Origin of the sequence: Aquimarina macrocephali, from assembly GCF_051627225.1 — a bacterium.
GTDB lineage: Bacteria > Bacteroidota > Bacteroidia > Flavobacteriales > Flavobacteriaceae > Aquimarina > Aquimarina macrocephali.
Genome location: NZ_CP151795.1, coordinates 3,510,439 through 3,534,418 on the forward strand (window position 1 = coordinate 3,510,439; position 23,980 = coordinate 3,534,418).

Annotated in this window: 22 protein-coding genes; 8 read left to right on the forward strand and 14 right to left on the reverse strand. The window is 32.1% G+C overall.

Annotated features, from left to right (window positions below):
• The 5 genes from AAFU52_RS15185 to AAFU52_RS15205 all read right to left on the reverse strand — a co-directional run bounded on the left by AAFU52_RS15185 (position 1) and on the right by AAFU52_RS15205 (position 2,871).
• On the reverse strand, positions 1 to 210 hold the full coding sequence (locus AAFU52_RS15185; protein WP_438422462.1) for a hypothetical protein: 210 nt from the start codon (positions 208 to 210) through the stop codon (positions 1 to 3).
• A 61-nt stretch (positions 211 to 271) separates the two neighbouring features.
• Positions 272 to 1,258 (reverse strand): grasp-with-spasm system ATP-grasp peptide maturase, encoded by a 987-nt coding sequence (gwsG, locus tag AAFU52_RS15190; protein ID WP_438422463.1) that lies wholly within the window; start codon positions 1,256 to 1,258, stop codon positions 272 to 274.
• A gap of 74 nt (positions 1,259 to 1,332) precedes the next feature.
• Complete coding sequence (locus tag AAFU52_RS15195; RefSeq protein ID WP_438422464.1) at positions 1,333 to 1,497, reverse strand: hypothetical protein; 165 nt, start codon at positions 1,495 to 1,497, stop codon at positions 1,333 to 1,335.
• 119 nt (positions 1,498 to 1,616) lie between these two features.
• Positions 1,617 to 1,781, reverse strand: a complete 165-nt coding sequence (locus AAFU52_RS15200) for a hypothetical protein (protein ID WP_160112159.1) — start codon at positions 1,779 to 1,781, stop codon at positions 1,617 to 1,619.
• Positions 1,782 to 1,968: 187 nt separating this feature from the next.
• Positions 1,969 to 2,871, reverse strand: coding sequence for a tetratricopeptide repeat protein (locus tag AAFU52_RS15205; protein ID WP_438422465.1), 903 nt, complete (start codon positions 2,869 to 2,871; stop codon positions 1,969 to 1,971).
• Between the two features lie 395 nt (positions 2,872 to 3,266).
• Between AAFU52_RS15205 and AAFU52_RS15210 the strand changes: the two genes are divergently transcribed.
• Complete coding sequence (locus AAFU52_RS15210) at positions 3,267 to 4,976, forward strand: helix-turn-helix domain-containing protein (protein ID WP_438422466.1); 1,710 nt, start codon at positions 3,267 to 3,269, stop codon at positions 4,974 to 4,976.
• A gap of 406 nt (positions 4,977 to 5,382) precedes the next feature.
• Entirely contained in the window at positions 5,383 to 7,527 is a 2,145-nt protein-coding gene (locus AAFU52_RS15215; protein ID WP_438422467.1) for a prolyl oligopeptidase family serine peptidase, read from the forward strand.
• Positions 7,528 to 7,670: 143 nt separating this feature from the next.
• Here the strand turns inward: AAFU52_RS15215 and AAFU52_RS15220 are convergent, their stop codons facing one another.
• The 9 genes from AAFU52_RS15220 to AAFU52_RS15260 form a co-directional block, all read right to left on the reverse strand.
• Positions 7,671 to 8,237, reverse strand: a complete 567-nt coding sequence (locus tag AAFU52_RS15220) for a hypothetical protein (RefSeq protein WP_438422468.1) — start codon at positions 8,235 to 8,237, stop codon at positions 7,671 to 7,673.
• Between the two features lie 23 nt (positions 8,238 to 8,260).
• Positions 8,261 to 9,514, reverse strand: a complete 1,254-nt coding sequence (locus tag AAFU52_RS15225; protein ID WP_438422469.1) for a kelch repeat-containing protein — start codon at positions 9,512 to 9,514, stop codon at positions 8,261 to 8,263.
• A 38-nt stretch (positions 9,515 to 9,552) separates the two neighbouring features.
• Entirely contained in the window at positions 9,553 to 10,596 is a 1,044-nt protein-coding gene (locus AAFU52_RS15230) for a hypothetical protein (RefSeq protein WP_438422470.1), read from the reverse strand.
• A gap of 22 nt (positions 10,597 to 10,618) precedes the next feature.
• Entirely contained in the window at positions 10,619 to 11,926 is a 1,308-nt protein-coding gene (locus AAFU52_RS15235) for an IPT/TIG domain-containing protein (RefSeq protein ID WP_438422471.1), read from the reverse strand.
• A 128-nt stretch (positions 11,927 to 12,054) separates the two neighbouring features.
• A complete protein-coding gene (locus AAFU52_RS15240; RefSeq protein ID WP_438422472.1) occupies positions 12,055 to 12,654 on the reverse strand; it encodes an autotransporter outer membrane beta-barrel domain-containing protein in 600 nt (199 codons plus the stop codon).
• A gap of 12 nt (positions 12,655 to 12,666) precedes the next feature.
• Positions 12,667 to 13,353, reverse strand: a complete 687-nt coding sequence (locus tag AAFU52_RS15245) for a TapB family protein (protein ID WP_438422473.1) — start codon at positions 13,351 to 13,353, stop codon at positions 12,667 to 12,669.
• A gap of 52 nt (positions 13,354 to 13,405) precedes the next feature.
• Positions 13,406 to 14,659 carry a hypothetical protein gene (locus AAFU52_RS15250; RefSeq protein ID WP_438422474.1) on the reverse strand — a complete coding sequence of 418 codons (1,254 nt, stop codon included), beginning with the start codon at positions 14,657 to 14,659 and terminating at the stop codon, positions 13,406 to 13,408.
• A gap of 63 nt (positions 14,660 to 14,722) precedes the next feature.
• Positions 14,723 to 15,745: a Kelch repeat-containing protein gene (locus AAFU52_RS15255; RefSeq protein WP_438422475.1), complete on the reverse strand. Its 1,023-nt coding sequence runs from the start codon at positions 15,743 to 15,745 to the stop codon at positions 14,723 to 14,725.
• Positions 15,746 to 16,218: 473 nt separating this feature from the next.
• Positions 16,219 to 19,026, reverse strand: a complete 2,808-nt coding sequence (locus AAFU52_RS15260; RefSeq protein WP_438422476.1) for an ATP-binding protein — start codon at positions 19,024 to 19,026, stop codon at positions 16,219 to 16,221.
• Between the two features lie 242 nt (positions 19,027 to 19,268).
• Between AAFU52_RS15260 and AAFU52_RS15265 the strand changes: the two genes are divergently transcribed.
• The 6 genes from AAFU52_RS15265 to AAFU52_RS15290 all read left to right on the forward strand — a co-directional run bounded on the left by AAFU52_RS15265 (position 19,269) and on the right by AAFU52_RS15290 (position 23,900).
• Entirely contained in the window at positions 19,269 to 20,135 is an 867-nt protein-coding gene (locus tag AAFU52_RS15265; RefSeq protein WP_438422477.1) for a hydroxymethylglutaryl-CoA lyase, read from the forward strand.
• A gap of 157 nt (positions 20,136 to 20,292) precedes the next feature.
• Complete coding sequence (locus tag AAFU52_RS15270; RefSeq protein WP_438422478.1) at positions 20,293 to 21,471, forward strand: porin; 1,179 nt, start codon at positions 20,293 to 20,295, stop codon at positions 21,469 to 21,471.
• Between the two features lie 125 nt (positions 21,472 to 21,596).
• Positions 21,597 to 22,133 (forward strand): FMN-binding protein, encoded by a 537-nt coding sequence (locus AAFU52_RS15275; protein ID WP_438422479.1) that lies wholly within the window; start codon positions 21,597 to 21,599, stop codon positions 22,131 to 22,133.
• Positions 22,133 to 22,621, forward strand: a complete 489-nt coding sequence (locus AAFU52_RS15280; protein WP_024768792.1) for a hypothetical protein — start codon at positions 22,133 to 22,135, stop codon at positions 22,619 to 22,621. Before AAFU52_RS15275 ends, AAFU52_RS15280 begins: the two co-directional genes overlap by 1 nt.
• A 103-nt stretch (positions 22,622 to 22,724) precedes the next feature.
• Positions 22,725 to 23,237, forward strand: coding sequence for a PAS domain-containing protein (locus AAFU52_RS15285; RefSeq protein WP_438422480.1), 513 nt, complete (start codon positions 22,725 to 22,727; stop codon positions 23,235 to 23,237).
• 156 nt (positions 23,238 to 23,393) lie between these two features.
• Positions 23,394 to 23,900, forward strand: coding sequence for a ferritin (locus tag AAFU52_RS15290; protein ID WP_438422481.1), 507 nt, complete (start codon positions 23,394 to 23,396; stop codon positions 23,898 to 23,900).
• Positions 23,901 to 23,980 lie beyond the last annotated feature (80 nt).

The window sequence follows — 23,980 nt, forward strand, 5'->3', positions numbered from 1 at the left end:
TTAATAAATTAAGGTTCTGGATATTGATTTATGAAAATATATAGTGTATGACGAATCTGATCGATAAAAACCTGAACTCTCTGAATTATGTGGTAGTTTTTTTTCTGCCTCATTCATGACCCAAAGCGAAAGCGGTAACAACTCTTTTTGTTCTTCGTTAAAATCGTCTATCAATTTTTTTTTGTCAGATGTTTTACTTTGATGCTTCATGTGTTCATTTTTTATTAGTTAGATCAGATGTTCTGAAATAAGCCCGGTTATAAGAGAAAGATTATGCACTTTTTTTAATTAGAAAATCTGCTACTTTTTCTTCAAGATAGTAATTGCAAGGCCCTGAGGTCATTCCGAATTGTCCTACTGGATTAATTTCTAAGAAAACATAATCTCCTGATTTTGTTTTTATTAAGTCGATAGAACCTGTGTTAAGATCAAGATCTTTCATTAAAAGAGTTAATTTATCTTCTATCGATTTGGGTAATTTAAAAGGAACTCGTCTATTAGGTTTTTGGTGATTATATTGTCTGAAATCTACAGAAGTCTGGTTATCATTTTGAGAAAAAATAGCCATTCCGTAGAAGTCTCCTTCCAGATAAAAAATTCTGAGTTCATACTCCTTTTCGACCGTATTTTGAAGTAATGATGCATAAAATTTATCTGGTAAAGATTCGATAATCTCATCCGTTAAGATTGCTGTATAAGCAGAATACGATGTTCCATTTTTTGATAACATCATGGCTTCGCTTATTGCTTTTACGATTATTGATCCATGTTCGTTTTTAAATTTGATGACCTCTTCTTTACTATTGGTTATTATCGTTTCGGGAATAGTTATTCCATATTTTTTTGCTTTTTGAAGTACATCAAGTTTATTAACCTTTACCTTTTCCATGTTAGATAACCAAGGTTTATCTTTTTGAGAGGATCTTAAATATTCTTTGATTTTAAGCAATTCACTATTTAGTTTTTGTGAAAACCTCATTTTATTAAATGGGGTATCCATGAGTTCCTCGTATTTCGAGTAATGATATGCTCCCGATAACCACCTTCTATACCAAAAAGCTTTAACCTTAGAAAGTTCAATTTCTCTTTCAGGAAAACTAAGTGTGGCTTTATTATTTGCCACATCGATTTTGAAATTGCAATGTTCTATCAGGTCATTTCCATTCAACCTGAAGTAATCTGCTTTTTTATGATCCAACCAATCAATTACTTCTTCGGTAGAGTGTTCTCCTGCATGTTGACTTACTATTAGTATCATTATTCTTTGGTATTTAGGTGATTGGATTTTTAATTCATTGTGTATAGGATAGTTGTAATCTTCTTCTTGAAGATTTATTCACTATCTATCTCAGCATCAATGTCGGTTGAGCCATCTCCTTGCACACTATCTCTAATGTTACACAGTTCTATTTCTTTACTTCCTCCGGTTATACTTCTTAATTTGTCTTCGGATATTGGATTAAATTTTTCTAGGTTTATTTTTTGAAACTTTTTCATTATCATTATTTTTTGATTGTTATAGGCTTTTACAATAAAAATTAGGTTTTTTGAAGATATACAGCCAACACAACGGTGTGTTTGTGTCAGCTGTATATGACCTAACCGTAAAACCAGAATTACTCTTGGTCTACTTCAGCATCCATTCTTTGAGATCCATCAGTATACTCAGTATCACGGATATCGCAAAGTGTAATTGCTAATCTTCCACCAGTAATACTAGATAGTTGATCTTCAGGAATTTGATTGAATTTTGTTTCTGAAATTTTTTGAAACTTTTTCATTGTGTAAATATTTAAATTGATGTACCTACTCTATTAAGGCTTTTCGGATTCCGCCTATCTGTTGCGCGACAAATATTTTCTAAATTTTGGTATTTCATTTTTTTGTTTAAAAGCAAAGGGGAGTAGTGTTTCTTGTTTTTGACAAGAAATAGATGATAATATTACTTTTATGAATTTGAAATTTTCTCTAGTACTTAGTCCCTGATTTTTTAAGTCTTTTCATGACTTTTTCGGCATTTTTATTCTCGGGATTTAATGCTAATGATTTCTTGTAAGCCGATAACCCTTCTTCTGTCTTATCAAGTTTTAATAAACATTCTCCTAGACTATCATATGTGTTAAATGCATTAGGATATAGCTCTACATTTAGTCTGAATAAGGCAAGAGCTTCTTTATTTTTGTCTTTTTTCATAAGCTCGTACCCGTAATTGTTTATTGCTACTTCGGTAAGATTATATTTTGATTCTTCCTTTTGCGTTTTTTCTCTCCTACAGAATTGTATGAACTCTTCAATAGATATTTCTGTTTCCAATACTTCAGAGATTGGCTTTTTGTTTAACAGCTTTACTCGCTCTTTGAGTTGAGCAAGAGTCTCTACTTTATGAGCAATTCTCTCTTCATCAGATATTTTTGTAGGATCCATCTTATACAATTGCCATGAATCTTTTTTTCCTTTCCTAACAAATTGAGTTCCATAAATCTGAGGTTGATCACGACTCATAAGCTCACGATCTATAGCAGCAGCAAGTAACCATTTACTTTTAGTAGTATCTAACGACACTGCTTTTTTTATTAATTTCACTGCCATTCCAAAAGCAATAGAATCTTTACCATGCTGAAAAATCATGGCAGCATTAGAGTAATCATTAGCGGTTTTTACTTTATCACTATCGAGCAATTCATAAACTCTTTTTCTGCGTAGACTATCTCTTTCTGAAATTAGTTTCCAGTCTGCTTTTTCTGTTTTTCTATCTGCCTGATCCTCGATATAAAGTTTTTTTAGTTCTGGATTATCCATATTATTCTGACTTAGACCAATCGAAATACATAGTATAGTAAGACAAAGTGTAGTATTAAGTTTTAATGTCATGATGCCCCTTTTTACTATAGGTTAATAATTATTGTGTGAATAAATTTCTTGAACCAAAGATAGTGGCCTAACACTCTTAAAAACAAGAAACTAAACTCTGTATTCGGGAATGGCGAGTAGTGATTCGGGAAATCAGACTTTGTGTGGTTTCTTGTAAATGTCTGGTTGTTAGTTTTTTAAGCATATGATGTGGTAAAACAGCAAAGAAATAGGAACTAAACAAGAAAATAGTATATTTACTATGTATTAACCAACAAAATAGCGATTGTGTATCCTATAGAATATTAAAAATGAATTCATTTTTGTTCTATACATCTCTGATTGATTTATCAGTTTTAAAATCAATCTGTTTGCTTAAAAGCATAAAGACGATATATTACACGACATAGAATAACATGAATAAAATAGCGCAAATAATACAGCTAGTATTTATTTTATTTAGTACTTACTTTTCATTTTCACAACAAGTCGAGAGACGTTTTGAAATTCCAGATTCCTTAAAACATAGATCTTATGCCGAGATCTATAAGAAATATAGAAATACTAGTAGAGATACAATAAAATCCCAGATTTATTTAAAGACATACCTTGAAAAAGCAAGAGAGGATGGAGACAGTATAAAAATGGCAAGAGCCTACGGTTTGTTGTATTATTTTGTCGAAGATGATGAAGTTAAAATACAATATTTGGATGAATCCATCAAACTAAGCGAAAATAAGAATCATCTTTTTTATCCTGCTTTTCCGTATTCTAGTAAAGGAGGGTTTTACTTAAATAAGTGGGATTATGAGCGGGCATTAGATAATTATCTAATGGCCTTAAAATTCACAAAAAAAAATAAGAATACAGATTTTCAATATTTGACTCAACATAATATTGCAATTATAAAAAGTAAATTGGGTAAGCATCAAGAGGCCCTAGATATTTTTAAGGAATGTCTTGATTATGAAGAAAAAATGAAGATTAGGGATACTCTTGACTATATGGAAATCATTGTAGACTTAGCAGAAACGTATACCAAAAATAGTATGATAGATTCTTCAGATTACTATTTGAAAAGAGGGTTTTCTTTATCTAAACAGTATAATAATGGCTTTTACTATAGATTTCTTTTTAATCAAGGAGTCAACTTTTATTATAAGAAAGAGTATGTCAAAGCCGAATTTAATATAAAGGAGTCATTACCATACTTGTCCAAGTTAGAGGATAAGAGGCATACTGTAAATGCATATTTCTATTTGGGAAGAATAAATGAGTCTATAGCAAATAAAAGTGAAGCAAATTATTTCTATAAAAAAATAGATTCTATATTTCAAAATACAAGATATATAACTCCGGAGGTAAGAGAGAGCTATTCATTTCTTATTAACTATTATAAAGTAAATCAAGATTATAAAAATCAATTGTTATATGTAGAAAGATTACTCAAGTTTGATAGTATTCTACATCAAAATAATATACTGGTAAATGAAAAACTGATAAAAAAATATGATACGGCACAACTTTTAGCAGAACAGGAAAAGTTAATAGAATCTATACATGGTAAAAACTCATATTTCAAAAGATTTATCTGGTTTTTAATTGTAGCCGTTATTGTTATAAGTGCTCTTTTTTATTATCAATATCAGAGGAGAAAACGATATTCAAAACGTTTTAAAGCATTGATAGAAGAAAAAGATGACAGCACAAAAAAGAATAATAATAACATCTCGATAAAATCTAAAAAAAGAATTCTTAAAATATCAGATGATATTAAAGAAGATATTTTGTATAAAATTCAAAAATTTGAAGAGAATTTAGAATTTCTTAAACCTAATATTACTACAACTAGCTTAGCAATACAATTTAAAACGAATAGTAAATATATTTCAAGAATAATTAATACATATAAAGAAAAGAACTTTACCAATTATATTAATGATTTAAGATTAGAATATGTAATACAGGAACTTAAAACAAACAAAAAATTTAGAAACTACACAATTAAGGCTATCGCCAATGAAATTGGTTTTAATACTACAGAAGCTTTTTCAAAATATTTTCATAAAAAAACCGGATTATACCCTTCTTATTTTATAAAAAAAATGGAAGAATACACGGGTTAATTCAACGATAAGCCTAATTACTTTACTTTTCGTTATTTATTTTGGTCTGGTTTCCGGAAACAAGACTACAATGAATATAAAATGCTATTAAACAGCTGATTAAAGTTATACTTTTATTCACTCAACTTTTAAAACTAATATGATGAAAACTAGTAAAAGTAACAGTAAATTGGAAATGAAAAAATTACGGATCACTAAAATTAAGAACATTTCTTTGATCAGAGGAGGGAGGGATATTATAATCATTGATGACGGCACTGGGGTAAGAAGCCATAGACCCGATTGCCCTACTGAAACAAATACTAATACACCATGTAACGCATAAAAATAATAGTGTTATCTATTGTCAACCTTGAGATATAAAGTAATGTGTAAAAAAATACTACCCTCGCTAATTTTTATAATATTGGTATCTTGTCAAAATAAAAATAAGGCCCTTAGCGGCCCACCAATAACTCCTAAAAAAGAAATAGTTGATGAATATTTTGGAGAGACAATAATCGACTCATATCGAAATCTTGAAAACTTAAAAGACTCTACAGTTATCAATTGGTTTCATGAACAACAAGAGTATACACAAACCGTTTTGAATAGAATTTCTAAAAAACATGATTTAGTAAAGAAATTACAAAAAGCAAGTAGTAGAGGAGATTATAAAGTTAAAAATTCTAGAATAACATCGGCAGGGGAGTATTTTTTTTTAAAACAAAATTCAGGAGAAAATGTATTTATGTTATATCATAAAAAATCATACGATGCTGAAAAAGAAATATTACTCTATAACCCCAAAGAGTACAAGCCTGATTTAGGGTATTCATATATTATCAATTATATAAAACCAAGCCGGGATAGAAAAAAGATAGCAATTAGTCTGTCTAAAGAAGGGGAAGAAGTTTCTGAAATAATAGTTATGGATGTTGCCACAAAAGCAATTTCGCCTAAAATAATAACTAATTGTGACCCATCTGGATTAAATGGGATACATTGGCTTTATGATAACTCTGGATTTATTTATCAATATTTACCTATCATAGATATAAATGATGAGAATTTTTATCTTAATACTGTTGCAGTATATTATGAAATAGGAACAGATCCGAAAACGACTACAGAACTATTTTCAAAAACTAATAACCCCGAAATAGATATAAAGAGCGAAGATTTCCCTTATGTTTCGGGACACTCTAACCAAGGGGAGTATATATTTGCAAGTATTGCAGGTGTAAATGTATATGAAGATACTTTTTATGCTAAAACTACGGATATAAAAAATCAAAAAATTCGATGGTCACCATTATTTAAAAAGACAGATAAGATTAAATTATTTGTTATTGAAAACGAAGATATAATATATCTAACTGCCAAAGGGGCTTCAAATTTTAGGATTTGCAAAACATCAATTATAAACCCTGATTTCGAAAACCCAAAAATCCTGGTCAAAGAAAAAAAAGACAGGTCCATTTTGGATTTTGAATATAGAAAAGAAGGACTGTTTTTTACAACATTAAAAAATGGCGTAGAATCAAGGTTATTTGTTATTAATGATGGTATTGAAAAAGAGATAACATTACCTATAGCTTCTGGTAAAAGTTTTGTAGCTTCATATGGAGAGAATTTTTATGTTTCTACTCATGGATGGACTTCTCCTTATACATTGTATAAGTATAATCTAATAGAGAAGACATTTACAAAGGCTAATTTATCACCTTCAGTTAGTTATGAGGAATATAATGATATAGTAGTTAAAGAGGTAGAGGTTTCTTCTTATGATGGAGAAAAAGTTCCGTTATCTATTATTTACAAAAATGACATATTGCTAAATAATAAAAACCCTACAATACTATTAGGATACGGGTCGTATGGAGCTTCTTATACTCCTTTCTTCTCTACTGCTTTTTTAACATGGATATCCGAAGGGGGAGTACTGGCAGTTTCTCATGTTCGTGGTGGTGGCGAAAAAGGAGATGCGTGGCACAAAGCAGGATTTAAAACTACAAAGAAAAATACTTGGAAAGATGCAATTGCATGTACAGAATATATGATAAATGAGAAATTCACATCATCAGATCACACTATAATTTATGGAATTAGTGCAGGTGGGATTATGGTGGGTAGAGCTATAACAGAACGCCCGGATTTATTTAGTGTAGCTATTGGTGTAGTTCCGTCAATTAACTTATTACGATCAGAATTTCAGGTTAATGGCCCTAATAATGTAAAAGAATTTGGGACAATAAAAGATTCAATAGAGTTTAAAGCACTCCTCGAAATGGATGCTTATCAACACCTCAAAAAAGGAAGAGAATATCCGGCAACATTAATCCTTACGGGTATAAAAGATCAACGAGTAGTAGCTTGGGATCCAGGAAAATTTATTGCCAAACTCCAGGAATTTAACGGATCACCAAAACCAATTCTTTTAAAGGTTGATTTTAACTCAGGACACGGAGTTAATGATTCTGATCAAAAATATAATGAAGAAATGGCAGATATCTTTTCATTTGCTTTTTGGCAGACAGGTCATCTTGATTATCAACCGACTTATGAGTAATTTTTACTTCTTCCCGGAAAATAATATAAGACACAATTTGCTAATCAAAAAAACCAAGACATTATTTATACCTTGGTTTTTATTTAGGTAATGGGTGTTAATGGGGTAAGTTATAATACACTACTACTTAATAATAGCGGTTTTTATTTATTGAAATGCTTCATTACAGCATAGTAATCATTGATATCAACTCCTTCTTCTTTTAGTTTGGATAGGATGTCATCCTGCTTACCGCTCCTATTTGTTGATGCTATGATTACTATTCTTAGTTCGTCGAGTTGCCCAGCAGTAACAGAGAAGACAGTATTTAGATTTCTATTATAGAAATCCATAGAATATTTTTCCAATTCTATAAAGGTCCTGATATCAATCCCTAGTGGAGTTAAGTTAGTATTTGGGATTGGGTATAAACGAGGGCTTCCATTTAATTTTAAGTATCCCAAAATTGCATCATTGTCAATTACTTCTTGTGTTAATTCTGGTATAGATTGGTCATAAAATGAACCTGATACCGTAGAGAGATCATACGTAAAAGATCGAACATTTGCATTCCCATCCTGTCCATTGGTTCCGTTGTCCCCCGCAATACCTTGCCCTCCTTGTGGACCAGCTGGCCCAACGGCACCGTCTTCTCCATCAGAGCAACCTAATGCTAATAGCGTAATGAGTATTAAAAGAAAATACTTTAGTTTTAATTTTTTTGTTTTCATAATTTCAAGTTTTAATGATCTGTTTAATTAAGAATCCAAACAGAATTGTTTGCTAGGCCCGGTGAAGAACCACCAGCTACGGCATATAATTTTCCATTTAATACTGCAAAAGCATATTTTAATTTTCCGGTTATTGTACTTCTGTTTGTAGCGAGCTCCCAATCAATCCCGTTTCTTGATTGATAATAATTAGTAAGATTAGAGCCTGATACTATATTAAGCCTATTGTTTAAGACAGTAAGTGTTGGATTGTATGAGAAGTTTATCGTTGTGTTATTTGATAGTTCATCCCATGTAGCTCCATCTGTGCTTGTTCGTATAGTTACACTTCGGTTACTTGGATCTCCTTTTTCTAAAACACCATATAACGTATTGTTTAAATTTGCAATACCCATCCCATATTTGACTGCAAAACCATGATTATTGGTTTCCAAAATCCAATTAAGACCATCGGTAGAACTGTAGACATGGCGCTCATTAGAAAGATCGGCAACATTACCATTGTAACCTGCAATACGCCATAATTTGTTATCAAACACGGTCATAGTCATATTATTATATTGGTTAAATGGAGTTATCTCAGCTTCCTCTGTCCAGGTAATACCATCTTCAGAACTATAAATTGCCCTAGATACAATTGCTCCTCGCACACCTCCATACACCCATAATTTGTCATTAAATACGATAGCATAGTGTTGATGAATAGCACCAAACGTAGGGGCATCTTGTGCTAATACCCAAGTAATACCATCAGAACTTGACCAAACATCTCCCAAAGGATCTCCTGTCTCATTTTGACCGCCGATAACCCATAATTTATCATTAAAAGCTACTGTAGTTGAATATGCCCGCTTAGGAAAAGCGGCATTGTCGGTGAGTAGCCTGGGTGCGATATGTTCTGTGGTAAAGGCCCTGATTGCAGATGTACCAATATCTCTTACACCATTATTTGCAGTTACTTTCCATTTATAAATAGCTCCAATTTCAAGAGGAGTTTCTATAGTGTATGATGTGGTTGTAACGGTGGCTATTTTACTCATATTGTTGTCGTCAAATCCTATGTAAATATCATAGCCAAAAGATTCATTACTCTCAAAAGCATCCCATGATAATTCTCCATCAATACGAAAAAGAGTTTCATCGGTGGTTGGCGTAGAAAGTGTAATTTCCCCAAGTTCAAATTGTACAATAGGTCGATCATCATCATTTTTACAGCCTAGTAGTAGTGTTAAAAGCACTAAAATGATGATATTAAAGTGTTTAAAAAAAGTTTTCATGTGTTCTTACTTTATTGTTTTTTAATGACCCCTATATTCTATAATGTCAAGTCAGATTTTAATAAATGAAAAGCATTGTCTTCTCCCTGGGCATTAAGCCAGAAGTTAGTACCGTCAAAAGCAATTCCTTTCATAGCATATCCAGGTATTCTATAAGCCTCAATAACCTCAAATTCCGGAATAACTTGACATTTGTATAAATACTGCCCACCTGCGACATACAAATACCCACCTTGAAAATCAAGGCCATTAATAGAATAGAACCCTAAATCAATTTGTTGTAAGATCTCCCCAGGATTTAAAGAACCATTAGATTTATAGCGATTTATATAATCATTATTATTGGTGGCAACCCATATGTAACCAGGTTTTTCTGATGCTAATCCTGTTATAAAACCTCCATTATCTATTGAGGTATAGAATGTTTCTCCGGTACTATAAAACGATGCCCGAAAAATGTTTCCGGTATCCGCCTGAAAAAGAAGTGGATTGGTATCAGATTTTTCGATTTCTACAGCTTTAGGAGTTAGTGTTGTTGCAATAACTGATTCAATAGCTAATGTTTCTGGGTTTATTTTTATAATCCCTCTATCTTCTTCACTATATCCTATAATTGAACTCCCATCAAATGCGATATCAATATCTTTAAAAGGTACTACTGCATTTTGCAAAATAGTTAATGTCTTGACCCAGTTATCCAAATTAAGATCAGTGTCTAATCTCTTGAAGGTTGCAGTATTGTTGCGAAGAGTGATTTTAAGTTCATTTTTGTCTAAAGTATATCCAAATTCTGAGATTTCGGTGGGAGTTAAAAAATTGATGTTATTTTCATCTATTGTAACATTATACTGTTTGATACCTCTAAAACCGAACTCATTTTCGAATAGCATGATTAATATTCCTTTTTCTTTATCAATTGATATGAATTTTATGGACCCATCCAGAATGATTCCACTGGTATGTTCCCATGATCCATCAATTGTTTTTGTTTCTGGTACTATGGTGTTCGAATTATCATCATTACTACATCGTATACAAATACCCGCAACAAGAATGAGTAAAATGAATTGTATTGTTTTCATTATTTCGATGTTAAGTGAGTATTTATTCTTGTGTTATTTTTCGAATTTTATGATTTCTAGAATCGGAAACATAAAGATGATTATCGGTATCTATTGTAACATCAAATGGAGAATCAAATTGAGCAGATACTGTTGTGCCATCTGCAAAACCAGAGGTACTTCCTACCAGAGTAGTTACTACACCTTGAGGCGTGATTTTTCTTATCTTGTCATTCCCAGCATCAGCAACGTAGATAACTCCAGCTGTATCGATAATAATGCTTGTAGGGGAGTTAAATTGGGCCGCGGTACCATTGCCATCAGCAAAACCAGAGGTGTTACCTGCGAAAGTGCTCACTACACCTTGAGGCGTGATTTTTCGGACTTTATTATTACCTCGTTCTACTATATATAGGGTGTCATTCTTATCTATTGCAATACCTGTAGGGAAATTGAATTGAGCCATACCACCAGTTCCATCTGTATAACCTGTAGTACTACCTGCTATGGTACTTACTACTCCTTGTGGTGTAATTTTTCTTATTTTATCGTTCCCAGAATCGGCAACAAATATATTTCCTAGAGTATCTGTTACGAGCCCATAAGGAAAATTAAATTGAGCCATGCTACCAATTCCATCAGCAAAACCAGGAGTACTTCCTGCGATAGTACTTACTACTCCTTGAGGCGTTATTTTTCTTATTGCGTGGTTCCAGGTATCGGCCGCATATAGATTGCCTTCTGTATCTATTGTAATATCTGTAGGGAAATTAAATTGAGCCATACTACCTGTTCCATCTGCATTTCCTTGAGTATTACCAGCTAGGGTACTTACTACTCCTTGAGCTGTGATCTTTCTAATTTTATGATTCTGTATGTCTACAACATATAGATTACCATCTGTATCTACTGTAATGCCTGTAGGGTTATTAAATTGGGCAACGGTACCTGTTCCATCTACATAACCTTGCGTACTACCTGCTATAGTGCTTACATTTACTTCGGTAATAGTATAGGTGAATTCTGGGCCGGTAAGTGTTGTGCCATTTACAGATAGGGTTACCTGTCCTGTAAATGCTCTGGCTGGCACAATTGCCTTGATTTGGTTATTATTTACTGATTGTGTAGTACCTTCTTTTTCATTAAAAAATACGTGCACCTTACTGATATCTTCACCAAAATTATTACCGTTGATGGTTACAATAGTAGTTTTTGGGCCACTGATAGGGCTTATACTACTTAGAGTTGCTACTGGTAGTACTACTGGAGGTGTATTGCCATTATCATCACTACTACAACTTGTTAGCACTAGTATTAGCAATATAACTATACTGTTTTTTATTGTTTTCATCTGTTTATACGTATTAGTTTTATTGATTTTTGTAAGTGTTAGTATAGAATCATTATTGGCCATTTTGTTATGTCTGTTATCAAATGAATTGATATCACTCTTATAATTAGGTTTTTTATATGGTATATTTAAAAGAAGGCAGAAATACCAATACCCAGAAAAATAGAGGACAGACTTTCTTTGTAACCAGATGGGGCATTATTGGGATTAATATCTTCCCAGGAATAACTTACACTGGGTTCGATGGCAACATGATTTCCGAGAAAAAAAGCATAACCAGCCCCAACTCTAAATCCAAAAATATTTGATTTTATATCTGTTGAGCCAAGCAACCCTCCATCAGTAGTTGTTTTAGAGCTTCCTATTCCAATAAGACCTTCGAAATAGATGTTGTTTTGTAGGTAATAACGGGCAAAAGGTCCTATGCCAAAACCATTAGTGGTCGTTTCTATATCTCCAAAATCTGAATCTTGCTTTTCTTTGTTTGTGTTGATACCTAATTCGAGACCCACGGCAAGATTATCGATTACAAAATATCCTACTTTTGGCGTTATTCTGGTGGTAAATGCGGTTGCTTTGTCATCATTTCTTTTTCGAGTGGTGAAATAAACATTAACACTTCCGTTAGCAATAAAACTCCCCTTTGTTTTGGCGTCAAATCCAGAGTCTTGTGCCTGGGATGAAACTATAAAAATGAATGATACGATTAATGTGGCTACTTTTTTCATAATGAATTAATTTTAGTTGATTTGATGTAAAATGCTTTTTGTGATTAGTTTTCCGTTTGCTTTGCGTGTTTCTTCTTTTACCATACCGACACCTTCTGCTATCCATTGTTTAGAATGTTGTGTCGTGGTCATTCCCATGGTTAACTCGTTGGTATAGGTAATTACATAGCAATCAAAAGTCCCCGCAGGAGTAGTGACTTGCTCTTTTGCAATTACTTTTCTGTTTAACATATTGGTAGTCATGTTTATGTTCATGATTCCTGCATTTACTGACATGTGTACAGATGCATTGGGTAATTCCTGATCAATGGCTAAGCTATTAGGGAAAGAAATATCATCTCCCCGAATACTATATTCCATGTCATTATATTGATCAAGTATACCAGGAGCAATAAAAGATTCAGGATCTAAACGAGTCGTTTTTCCCGAACAACGAGCTTTAAATGATGAGGTGACAATTGATTTATTGTTTCTACCATCTTTTAGATTCATGGCAATAGTAATAACACTTTGAGTAGCTGTGTTTTTTACATCGGTTACCTTAAATTCGGTTATAGTAGAAAGACGTTCCTTTTTATCATATTGATGAATGATTAGTTCTTTACCTTCCTGACTAGCATAAAACTTACTGCAATTGTTGTTCTGAGCATGAACTGATGTGAGTGCCAGTATTGCAATTAAAAAAGCGATATTTTTCATAGATTATTTTATTAATCGTTACTTCATTTTTTTGATAAGCGTCATGATGGTTTTATGGATTTATGTTAATTGAAATTGATTCTCCATTTTGATCTGCCAGATTATATGTTCTATCAATTGAATCTTGTATATAATCTACATAGTTGAGGTTATTAGATAAATTAATCATGCGTACATAATTATCTTCGAAACGAGACGTATCTTCAAAATAATCGGTATAATCAGAAAGACTTTCTGGTAACTGTGGAAGTGTTACTTTATTAGCACCATTATTTGGAATAGTAATGTTCCAAGAAAGATTTTTGGCGGCAGGATTTATAATTCGAGTATCAATATTGGTATATAAATAATCACCAGAAGGTTGTAATTGAAGGATGTTTGATGTTGAAGTGTACGAAAAATTCCAATCAGGTTTTCTAACGGATACTGTTTCAGGTAAAACATCAGTTTTAATTGCTTTGCTATGGTGTACTCCATCGGGGTATGATGCTCCATATGCTGTTAAGTAATACTCAAATCCTTCTGTAATTTCCAAGTGTTGAGGAAAGTTACTTTCGAGATTAACATATCTGTTGGTGTCATAAATAGCAGAAAGGTCAGTGTAATTATCATCTGAAGTATCATTTATAGTTATAGTGCTTGTGGGTACTATAGTGAAATCTGCAAAACTTAAATCTCTATTTTCAGTTTCTTTATAATTATCGATCCATGTATATGCATAAATTATGGGATCTACATCATTTGGCTTATACCTTACTTTTAGGAAAATCTTATCACCAGAACCTTCTTTATTATATTCATAGGTTTTGGTAGGAGCACCGGTTAAGGGATCGGTTCCATCGGTAACAGTTCTGTTTTTTAGTCCATAAACAGAAAGCCTGATGCGTGTAGCCCCAGTTAAGTTTAGCGTAAATTTTATGCTACCGTTTCTAGTGGGGTGGTGATTAGGAGCAATTGCACTACTGCCTACAGGTACGTCTTTGGTTGTAGAAAGACTTTTGTAACTATCTGTCTCTAAAAGGGTAGTAAGCATAAAACTATTTGAGGCATATCCTTTTGCTGTTAGTGTGTAAATCCCTGGTATTTTGTTGGTTTCTACGCTGGTTAATAGTTCACCTTCTGCATTGTTGGCGATGATCATATTAGGTAAACTGTTTACACTAAGATTAGAATAATCAAATGTTGCTAATATGATTTCTTGATTTGGATCTATTCCAGGATTGTTGTCATCGTTAGAGCAAGACAAGAGTATGGTAATCGATAGCGATAATAAAAATGTATATAAAATAGATTTTGATGTTTTCATTTTTTGAGATTTAGATTTTAGTAAATGCTATTCTTCGGCTTTATTTTTTTGATCAAGAAGTTTTTAATCTTCTTTGAAGCTTCGTATTTCACCGGTTCTTCGGGAACCTCCTGTACCATCGGGTTGATTGCCTCCAAAAAGCCATATCTCGTCATTAAATACTAATGCTGTGTGACTATTGATGCCTTCTGTAGGAGCGGGTCTAGGTCCTTCATATCTGGTCCAGGTCATCATATCTGATGAATACCATATTTCGTTGTTAAACTCGGTAAGGTTATCTTTACCAGCAATAACCCATACTTTATCGTTGTAAACTGTTACAGAATGTGCATTCCTTTCAGAAAATAGAGTAGCGGGGTTAACTTCTGCCCATGAACTACCATTGGTACTGGTCCATATTTCATTTACTTTGTTACCGGCTATATCTTCTCCTCCTAATAGATACATTGCATTATTAAAAACAATACCTTTTTGTCCTGCTCTTCCAGGGAACGCATTATCGGTTTCCTGTATCCAGTCTAAACCATTTATTGTTGACCATACCTCGGTTTGGTTAGTTGTACGATTACCTTTTGTTACATACATTTTACTGTCATATACCAAGGTTTCGTGTGTGAGTAATGCTCCAAAAGGAGGTGATAATTCACTCCAGGACTCCCCATCTGTTGAATGCCATATATTCGTATATGGAACATCTGCAATGTCTTTACCACCTATAAGCCAAAGCTGATCATTAAACGTTGTTAATGTAGTTCCTGTACGAAAAGCTGCAAAGCTCCCTAAGGGTGTAGTGCTAGAAAGAGGCATTGTACCCCAATTAATACCATTATTACTGGACCAGAGGAAATGAAATTGAGAACCACCGTATGAATTATAACCTCCGGCAGCATAAATTTTCCCATCAAAAATTGCCATGGCAACTTCTGCAAATTCACCCATTTGATCTTCTTCGGTCTGTACTGTAAAGGTTAAGGAAGGTTCTCCTCCACGGAAAGATGTATTATTATCATCATCATCTGAGTTACATGAAAAAAGGATAACCGTAAGGATGGCTAACAGTAGTGTGTTAAAAGCTTTTGTTTTCATTTTTTTACTTTTTAAAGTTTTACATCTTCAAATCACTATACAAAGAATATTGTTACCTCTATTATGAATATTTTTCATAATTTTTTTAGAAAAAATCAAGCTTTCAACAAAAACAGAAATTTGATAGATGATACTCTTACTTCTTAAATTTTACTTCCTTAATTATTTTGTTTTTATGTATGATTTTTAACGTGTAGGTTCCGTCTTCTAAATGATTTATATTTAGATGTATGCTGTTCGTCGAAAAACTATTGAGTTGCCCTTTATAACTTTTTCTTTTTTTATTCATGCCAGCATGATCAATCAATAAATCAAACTTTGTTTTTAGACTTGATGGTAAAACTAGGATATGTAAAAGGAGATCGTTATGAGGTATGTAACAAAGACTATGAATTATGTAACATTAAGAGAATAGGGGGATTCCCCCTTGTTTTTAGGGGTGTTTGTTAAGAGGTGATAAGAAGATAAAAGAATTATTTACTCTCTTTAGTAGCATACTCAGAAGGAGTACATTGATACATTTCTTTAAAGCATTTAGTGAAATAAGAATGATCATTGAAACCTACAGCATATCCAACCTGAGATACATTTGTATCAGAATTTTTGAGTAGTTGTGCGGACAATTTAAGACGTTGAGATCTAATAAATTCTGAAGATGTTAAGCCAGTTAAGGCCTTTAATTTTCTGTGTAGTTGCATTCGACTCATACCTATGACTTTACTAAATTCTTCTACACTAAAAGAAGATTCTATCAATTGTTCATCCATTACCTTTTGTACTTTGTTTAAGAAGTTTTCATCCATAGGGGTTATGGTAATGTCTTTTGGAGTCAAAAATACTTCCTGGCTATATCGCAATTGCAATTTTTTTCTAATCATCAAAAGATTATTAACCTTGGCAGCCAGTATTTTTTGATTAAAAGGTTTGGTCATGTATTCATCAGCTCCTATTTGCAATCCTGACAATTCATTTTCTTCACCGGCTTTTGCAGTTAATAAAATGATTGGAATATGACTGGTACGTTCATCATTCTTTAATTCGTTAGTAAGCTCAATTCCATCTTTTTTGGGCATCATAATATCAGAAATGATGATATCGGGAATGTGTTGTATTGCCAGTTCACATCCTTCTTCTCCATTATTGCTACTAATAATATGATATTGATCTTTAAAATTATCCTGAAGCAATTTATTTAAATCGGTATTGTCTTCAACTATTAATAAAATAGGGAGTTCATCATTTTTGTTGCCCAATTCTAACTCAGTTGTAGTGGTGTCAGAAATTTCATGAATTGTATGATAATGAGTAATAGGTACTGAGTTTTCTTCTATAACTGTAGCATTTTTTATGACCTTTTTATCTAGGGAGATTGCAAAGCTGAAGCTTGTCCATTCCTCTGGTTTACTATCCACAGTGATTACTCCTTCGTGTAATTTTACAAGTTCATTAACCAAAGCTAGCCCAATACCTGTGCCAGATTGAGAACTATGAGTTTGATAAAAACGTTTAAAAACCAGTTGTTGTTGTTCTTTGGTCAAGCCTTCTCCTGTATTTTTTATATCAACTAGGAGTTTATTTTTTTTAATATGAGCATTGCAGATAATAGAACCATTTTCTGGAGTATATTTTATAGCATTCGACACTAAATTAGTTACAATTTTATATAAGGCATCCCGATCCAACCAGCCTTCTTCTTCATGATTGTTTAAATACGTTAGAAAATTAATGTTTTTTAAACTTGCTGTATACTCAAAATCTTTAACGATAGCATTAATTTGTTGTATTGGTTTTACCTTTTGCAAAGATAAAGTCATGCTACCGGCTTCAATTTTGGAGATATCTAATAATTGATTGACCAAATCAGAAATTCTGTTGCTGTTGTTTAAAACTAATTCAAAATCAACCCGATCTTTTTCACTAAGATCTTCATTCATTAATTTATTTTGTATGGGTCCAGATATTAAGGTAAGTGGAGTTCTAAGCTCATGTGATATGTTAGCAAAGAAGTTTGATTTTGCTTTGTCTAGTTGTATAAGTTCAGTCTTTATTTTTCGTTCATTATCCAGCTCATACTGGCCTTTAATTCTATATTCAACATTTCTTTTATTATTATACGATACAATTCCTGAAAAAATTAAAATCTCAATTAGTACAGTATTTAAAAAGTATAAACCATTACCTGTAATTATAGAAGCAATATTCCCAATAATAAGTAAAAAGCTACTTATGAGTACAACCCTTGATATCAAATCTTTTCTCACAGAGAATAGATATACAAAGACAATTAATGCTGTACTACCAAAAAATATTCTAAATGTGAAGAAAATACCAATACGATAATTTAAATGTGGATCAACTATAGTTATGATTAAGTTAATAATAGCGAAAAGAATAATGCTGAATAAAAAATAGTTAGAAAATTTATATAATCGTTTATGGACTATTTTAAACTCTAAGATCCCGTAAACAAAATAAAAATAAAAAAAGGAAGCTCCAATAATGCTAAGTTGTTTTATATAATGAAAAAGCATAGGATGAATACTGTTCAATACAGAAAAAGTAAATGGAGTATTTGGAGCAAAAATTGCGGTCACAAAAAATAAGTAAATACTATAGTTCAAAAAGTTTTTATCTCTAGAGATAAAAAAACTTACAAGAAAAAGTAAGCAAGCAATGAATATAGCACCCGTATAAAACTCTTGATGTTTAGCTACGGAAACCTCTCTAATTATATCACCAACAACACTTTTATGGTCAACAAGTATAATCCCAAAAGATTCTCTGATACTTGATTTTCCGGCATTGGAGATTGGTTTTTTATTAAAATAAAAAGGTTTAGAAAAGTCAATCGAATCTATAGATAAACTAAGTGATGAAGCCTGCTCAATATCATAAGTAATCTTTCCTTTTTTAATAAATGTCCCGGTTTCATATTTTTTGTAACCTTTTTTTTTAAGAGGTATATAAAAATCTGAAGCATCACTAATAAAGGTTAGAAAATATAATATTTTGGCATCTGTTTTAAGATCTATTTTAAATTTATACCAATAAAAAGCATTTGGTTCAGAATTTTTAAAATCTAAAAGAAGTATAGATTTAAATGGCTGGAGTGTAATTTGATTAAAATTAAGTTCTTTAGAATAATCTTTGTAAAGAGCTACTTCTTCTAAAGGCATATAAATACTGTCTTTACTAGTAATTTCTATAGGCTTTGTAGAAATCGATTGAGCGGTAGAATTTATTTGGAGGATTAAAAAAAGTAGAGGAAAGAAATTTCTCATGTTTTTAATTTGACTTTTTAAATATAGCAATTATAAATAAATCAATTACTTATAGATATAAGATTTGTAACCAATTGATGTTACATATATCATAAAAGATTTTCTCATACACAATTTGAGTTAAATTATTATAATCCTTTTGTCGGGTGTTCATATCATGTAACGTCGAAACACTTTAAATTTTAAAAAATAATCATACTTTTATACACACAATTGAATATTTCTTAGTTTGCTACTCTAAAATGACCGAAAACGTAAAAATTATTGAATGTCCCCGTGATGCTATGCAGGGTATAAAAGAATTTATCCCTACCGAAAAAAAGGTTCAATACATTCAGTCTTTACTAAGATGTGGTTTTGATACTATAGATTTTGGAAGTTTTGTTTCGCCAAAAGCGATACCGCAAATGGTAGATACTGCCCAGGTTTTATCGCAATTGGACCTTTCTGATACCAGAAGCAAATTGTTGGCTATTATTGCTAATGTACGTGGGGCTAACGATGCAGTACAACACGAAGCTATTGATTATTTGGGATACCCTTTTTCTATTTCAGAAAATTTCCAGATGAGAAATACCCATAAGACTATTGCAGAATCTGTAGCTACGTTACAAGAAATATTACATATCGCTGATAAAGCAAATAAAAAAGTAGTGGCTTATCTTTCTATGGGATTCGGTAATCCTTATGGAGATCCATGGAATGTAGAAATAGTAGGGGAGTGGACCGAAAAGCTGAGCGAGATGGGAGTGAAAATTCTTTCGTTATCAGATACCGTAGGTACTTCTACACCAGAAATTATTGATTATTTGTTTTCGAATTTAATTCCAGCCTATCCAGAGATTGAATTTGGAGCACATTTGCATACCACACCAACGACCTGGTTTGAGAAAGTAGATTCTGCATATAAAGCGGGGTGCAGACGGTTTGATGGAGCAATTCAGGGGTTTGGAGGGTGTCCAATGGCAAAAGATGAATTAACAGGTAATATGCCTACAGAGCGTATGATCTCATATTTCACAACGGTGAATGCCGAAACGAATATCAGAACGCTAAGTTTTGAATCTTCTCATAATGAGGCTACCAAAATATTTTCGTTATATCATTAGCCTGTATCAGGCTTAATATCAGTGTAGTAATTTTCTTTCTTTACTGAAATTTAAAATTAATTTAGATTTAGTATAAATAAACTTTGTCAAATTCATTTTGATGAATACCTTTGCGGTCAAAATAAACAAATTATTTGTAATAAGTCTAAATAAAGAGATGAAGAATAAATTAACATTACTATTATTAACCATTACTTTTATAGGTTTTGCTCAGACTAGGCAAGATTCTATACAATTGGATCCTCAAAAACAAATCAACGCCGCACAACGTATCCTTTCTGGTAATTCTGGTAAGGCAGTAACTGTTGGTGCATATGGAGAAATGCTATATAACCAGCCTGAAGGAGATAATGGAGAACTAGATGTGCAACGATTAGTATTACTTTTTGGGTATCGATTTAATGATCAAATACAATTCGTAACAGAAGTAGAATTTGAACACGTAGAAGAAGTTTTTATAGAACAAGCTTTTGTTAACTATAACGTTGCCGATAATGTAAACCTTAGAGGTGGTTTGATGTTAGTACCTATGGGACTTATCAATGAGTTTCATGAGCCTACTACTTTTAATGGTACCGAGCGTCCTGCTGTTGATAATGCTATTGTTCCTACAACCTGGAGAGAACTAGGTATAGGAGTTAATGGTAGATTTGATAATATCTCATTAGGATACCAAGCTTATATTTTTAATGGATTCAAATCTACAGAGTCTGATGGAGAAGGAGGAGTGAATGGATTTTTAAAAGGATCTAATGGACTACGTAGTGGTCGCCAGAAAGCAATCCAATCTACGGTAGATAGCCCTACTTTTTCAGCAAAATTAGATTATTATGGATTACCTGGATTACGTTTAGGTTTATCAGGATATTTTGGTCAAACACAAGCAGAAGACGATGTAGAAGATTTGGATGGAGCTAATGTTGGTATTTCTATGGTTGGTTTTGATGCTAGATATGCATATCAAAGATTCACTGCCAGAGGACAATTTATTTACGCATCACTTTCTGATACAGATGATTATAATTCATTAACAGGTAGAGATTTAGGTAGTGCCTTAATGGGATGGTATGTAGAAGGAGCATTTAACCTATTACCTATGATGAATAAACAAAAACTATTTGCTTTTGCACGTTATGAACAATATGATACTCATGCAAGTACTGCGGGTAGTTTACAACGAAATGACGCATATAACTGTACTGATATTACCACAGGATTAAGTTACCATATCACCCCTGGTGTGGTACTAAAAGGAGATTATCAATTAAGAGATAATGCCTTATCCGGAGGTGATGTTAAGAACCGACTAAACTTCGGTATCGGAGTTTGGTTCTAAATATTTGATGATTGAAAAGTGTTTTTTACCTCATAGGTTTTGCCAAGACCTATGAGGTTTTAACGCTTTATAAATTTGGCCTGTTTTTTGCTTTATGAATACGAGTTTTTAAATACTTTTGCAAGATGAAAATTAGAATGTCTGTTGTTGTTTTATTAGTAGTAACTTTTACATTAACTTCATTTACAAATCACTCTAAAAAAATAGAGAAAAAGGTAAATAAAGAAATTACTAATTATTTTGGTACAGAAGAATTTTCTACCGAGGTTATAAAAATTTCTGATGCAGATAATAGTACTGTAAAATCAGAGTTTGGAAAAGATAACCTGTTAAAGATAGTAAGCGCAGATAGTTTATTAGGCTATGCGTATATCGGTAATGCGCCAAGTAAGACAGCTACTTTTGATTACCTGGTAATTTTTGATGAAAAATTTTCTATAGTGAAATCTAAAGTTTTAATCTATAGAGAAGAATATGGAGGAGAGATAGGAAGCAAACGTTGGCTAAAACAATTTATAGGGAAATCTATGGATGATCAAATTAATTTTCCTGGAGATATTGATGCAATTTCTGGAGCTACAATCTCTGTGAGATCCATGACCAGAGCTTTAGATACTTTGTTAAAAAGTATAAAAGCATTACATTTAAACCAAATAATTTGATGCAGTTTCACGGTTTAATACATACTTTTCCTAAAGAGATAAAATTGTTTATAGGAGTTTTTATCATTGTTTTAAGTATAGGATATTTTACCGGATTGCTGTTTGTTAATGAAACTTCGACTACCGATCCCAATGGAATTGAAGAGAACTATTTGGGTAATGAAGATGATGAGGATGCAGAAGTAATGAAATTTAAAAAAGGGGAAAGAGAAATGCTTACCATTATTCATACCCATATTTTATCTATGTCATTTATCTTCTTCTTATTAGGAGGAATACTAGCAGTAACTTCAATACATAAAAAACTAAAACTCTTCTTAATGGTAGAACCTTTTTTGTCAATTATTTTGACTTTTGGAGGCATCTATTTTATGTGGATAGGGATAAGTTGGATGAAATATGTAGTAATATTCTCTGGGATATTGATGACAGCCACTTTTAGTATGGGAGCTATCTTGGCATTTTGGCAACTATTTCAAAAAAAATAAAAAAACTTCGCCAGAAAAGAAACTAAAGTTTTAATCCTAGAATTAACTTTTGTTCAAAGAAAAATATGGGTTTAATTCTATATTTTTGAAAAAAGATAGTATAATGAATGAGTTTTTTGGGTACGATAATATGGTGGCAAAGTATTATGAGAAAACATCTAATCACGTATTACCATTAGTTTCTTGGGAGTTCTATGGAGAGCATCATACAGTATTAGAAAGCTTTAAAGAAGATTTTAGTGCACTAAAAAAAATTACCAAAAACTGGAATTTTACAAGAGATTACTACCAAGAATTTATCCAAGAACAATCTGTTATTGTTATCACGAATCCCAATCTTAAAATTGTATATGCATCACAAAATATTCAAAAACTAAGTGGATATTCACCTAGTGAAGTTATAGGTAATTCACCAAAGATATTTCAAGGGGAAGATACATGTACTACGACATCATCAAAAATAAGAAATGCTATAAACAATGAAATCTCTTTTGAAGTATCAATCTTAAACTACAAAAAAGATAAAACTCCTTATATATGTCTCATTAAAGGGTTTCCAGTTCATGATAAACATGGTAAACTGGTCAATTACATTGCTTTTGAGAAAGCAGCTTGAGACATATTTTGATGAGATTAGATTTAGATCTAAAACCTGTATAACTTTTTTTGAAGATTAATTACCGAAACCTGTAAAGGAGGGTAATGTAATAGTTTCTTGTTATAATAGAATTATGTATTTTAGTTCGATATTATCGAACAATACTAAATAAACATGATAAAAGAAATAGAACAACTATTAAATGATCAAATAAAATATGAAGCAAAAGCTTCTGCACAATATCTTTCGATGGCTAGTTGGGCAGATACCAGAGGGTATAATGGTATAGCAGAATTTTTTTATATGCAATCAGAAGAAGAAAGAGTACATATGACCAAATTGGTTAAGTTTATTAATGAGCGAAGTGGTAATGCTGTTATCCCTGCAATAGATAAACCTAGAGATGATTTTGAATCGTTGATGGAGCTTTTTGAAACATTCTTGAAAAGTGAAGAATTTGTTACAGAAAAAATTAATAATATTATATATGAATGTCTGGAGCATAAAGATTATAATGTACATAATTTTATGCAATGGTATGTAGCAGAACAATTAGAAGAAGAGGCAATAGCACGTACACTATTAGATAAACTTAAAATTATTGGTGAAGATAAATCTGGTCATTATTTATTTGATAGAGATATTAACACTATTCAAGTTGCTGCACAACAAGCTAAGTAATTGTTAATAAGTTAACAAAGATAAAATTGAGATTCTTTTTTCGGGAATCTTTTTTTTATATTTTTGCACTTATTTAGATT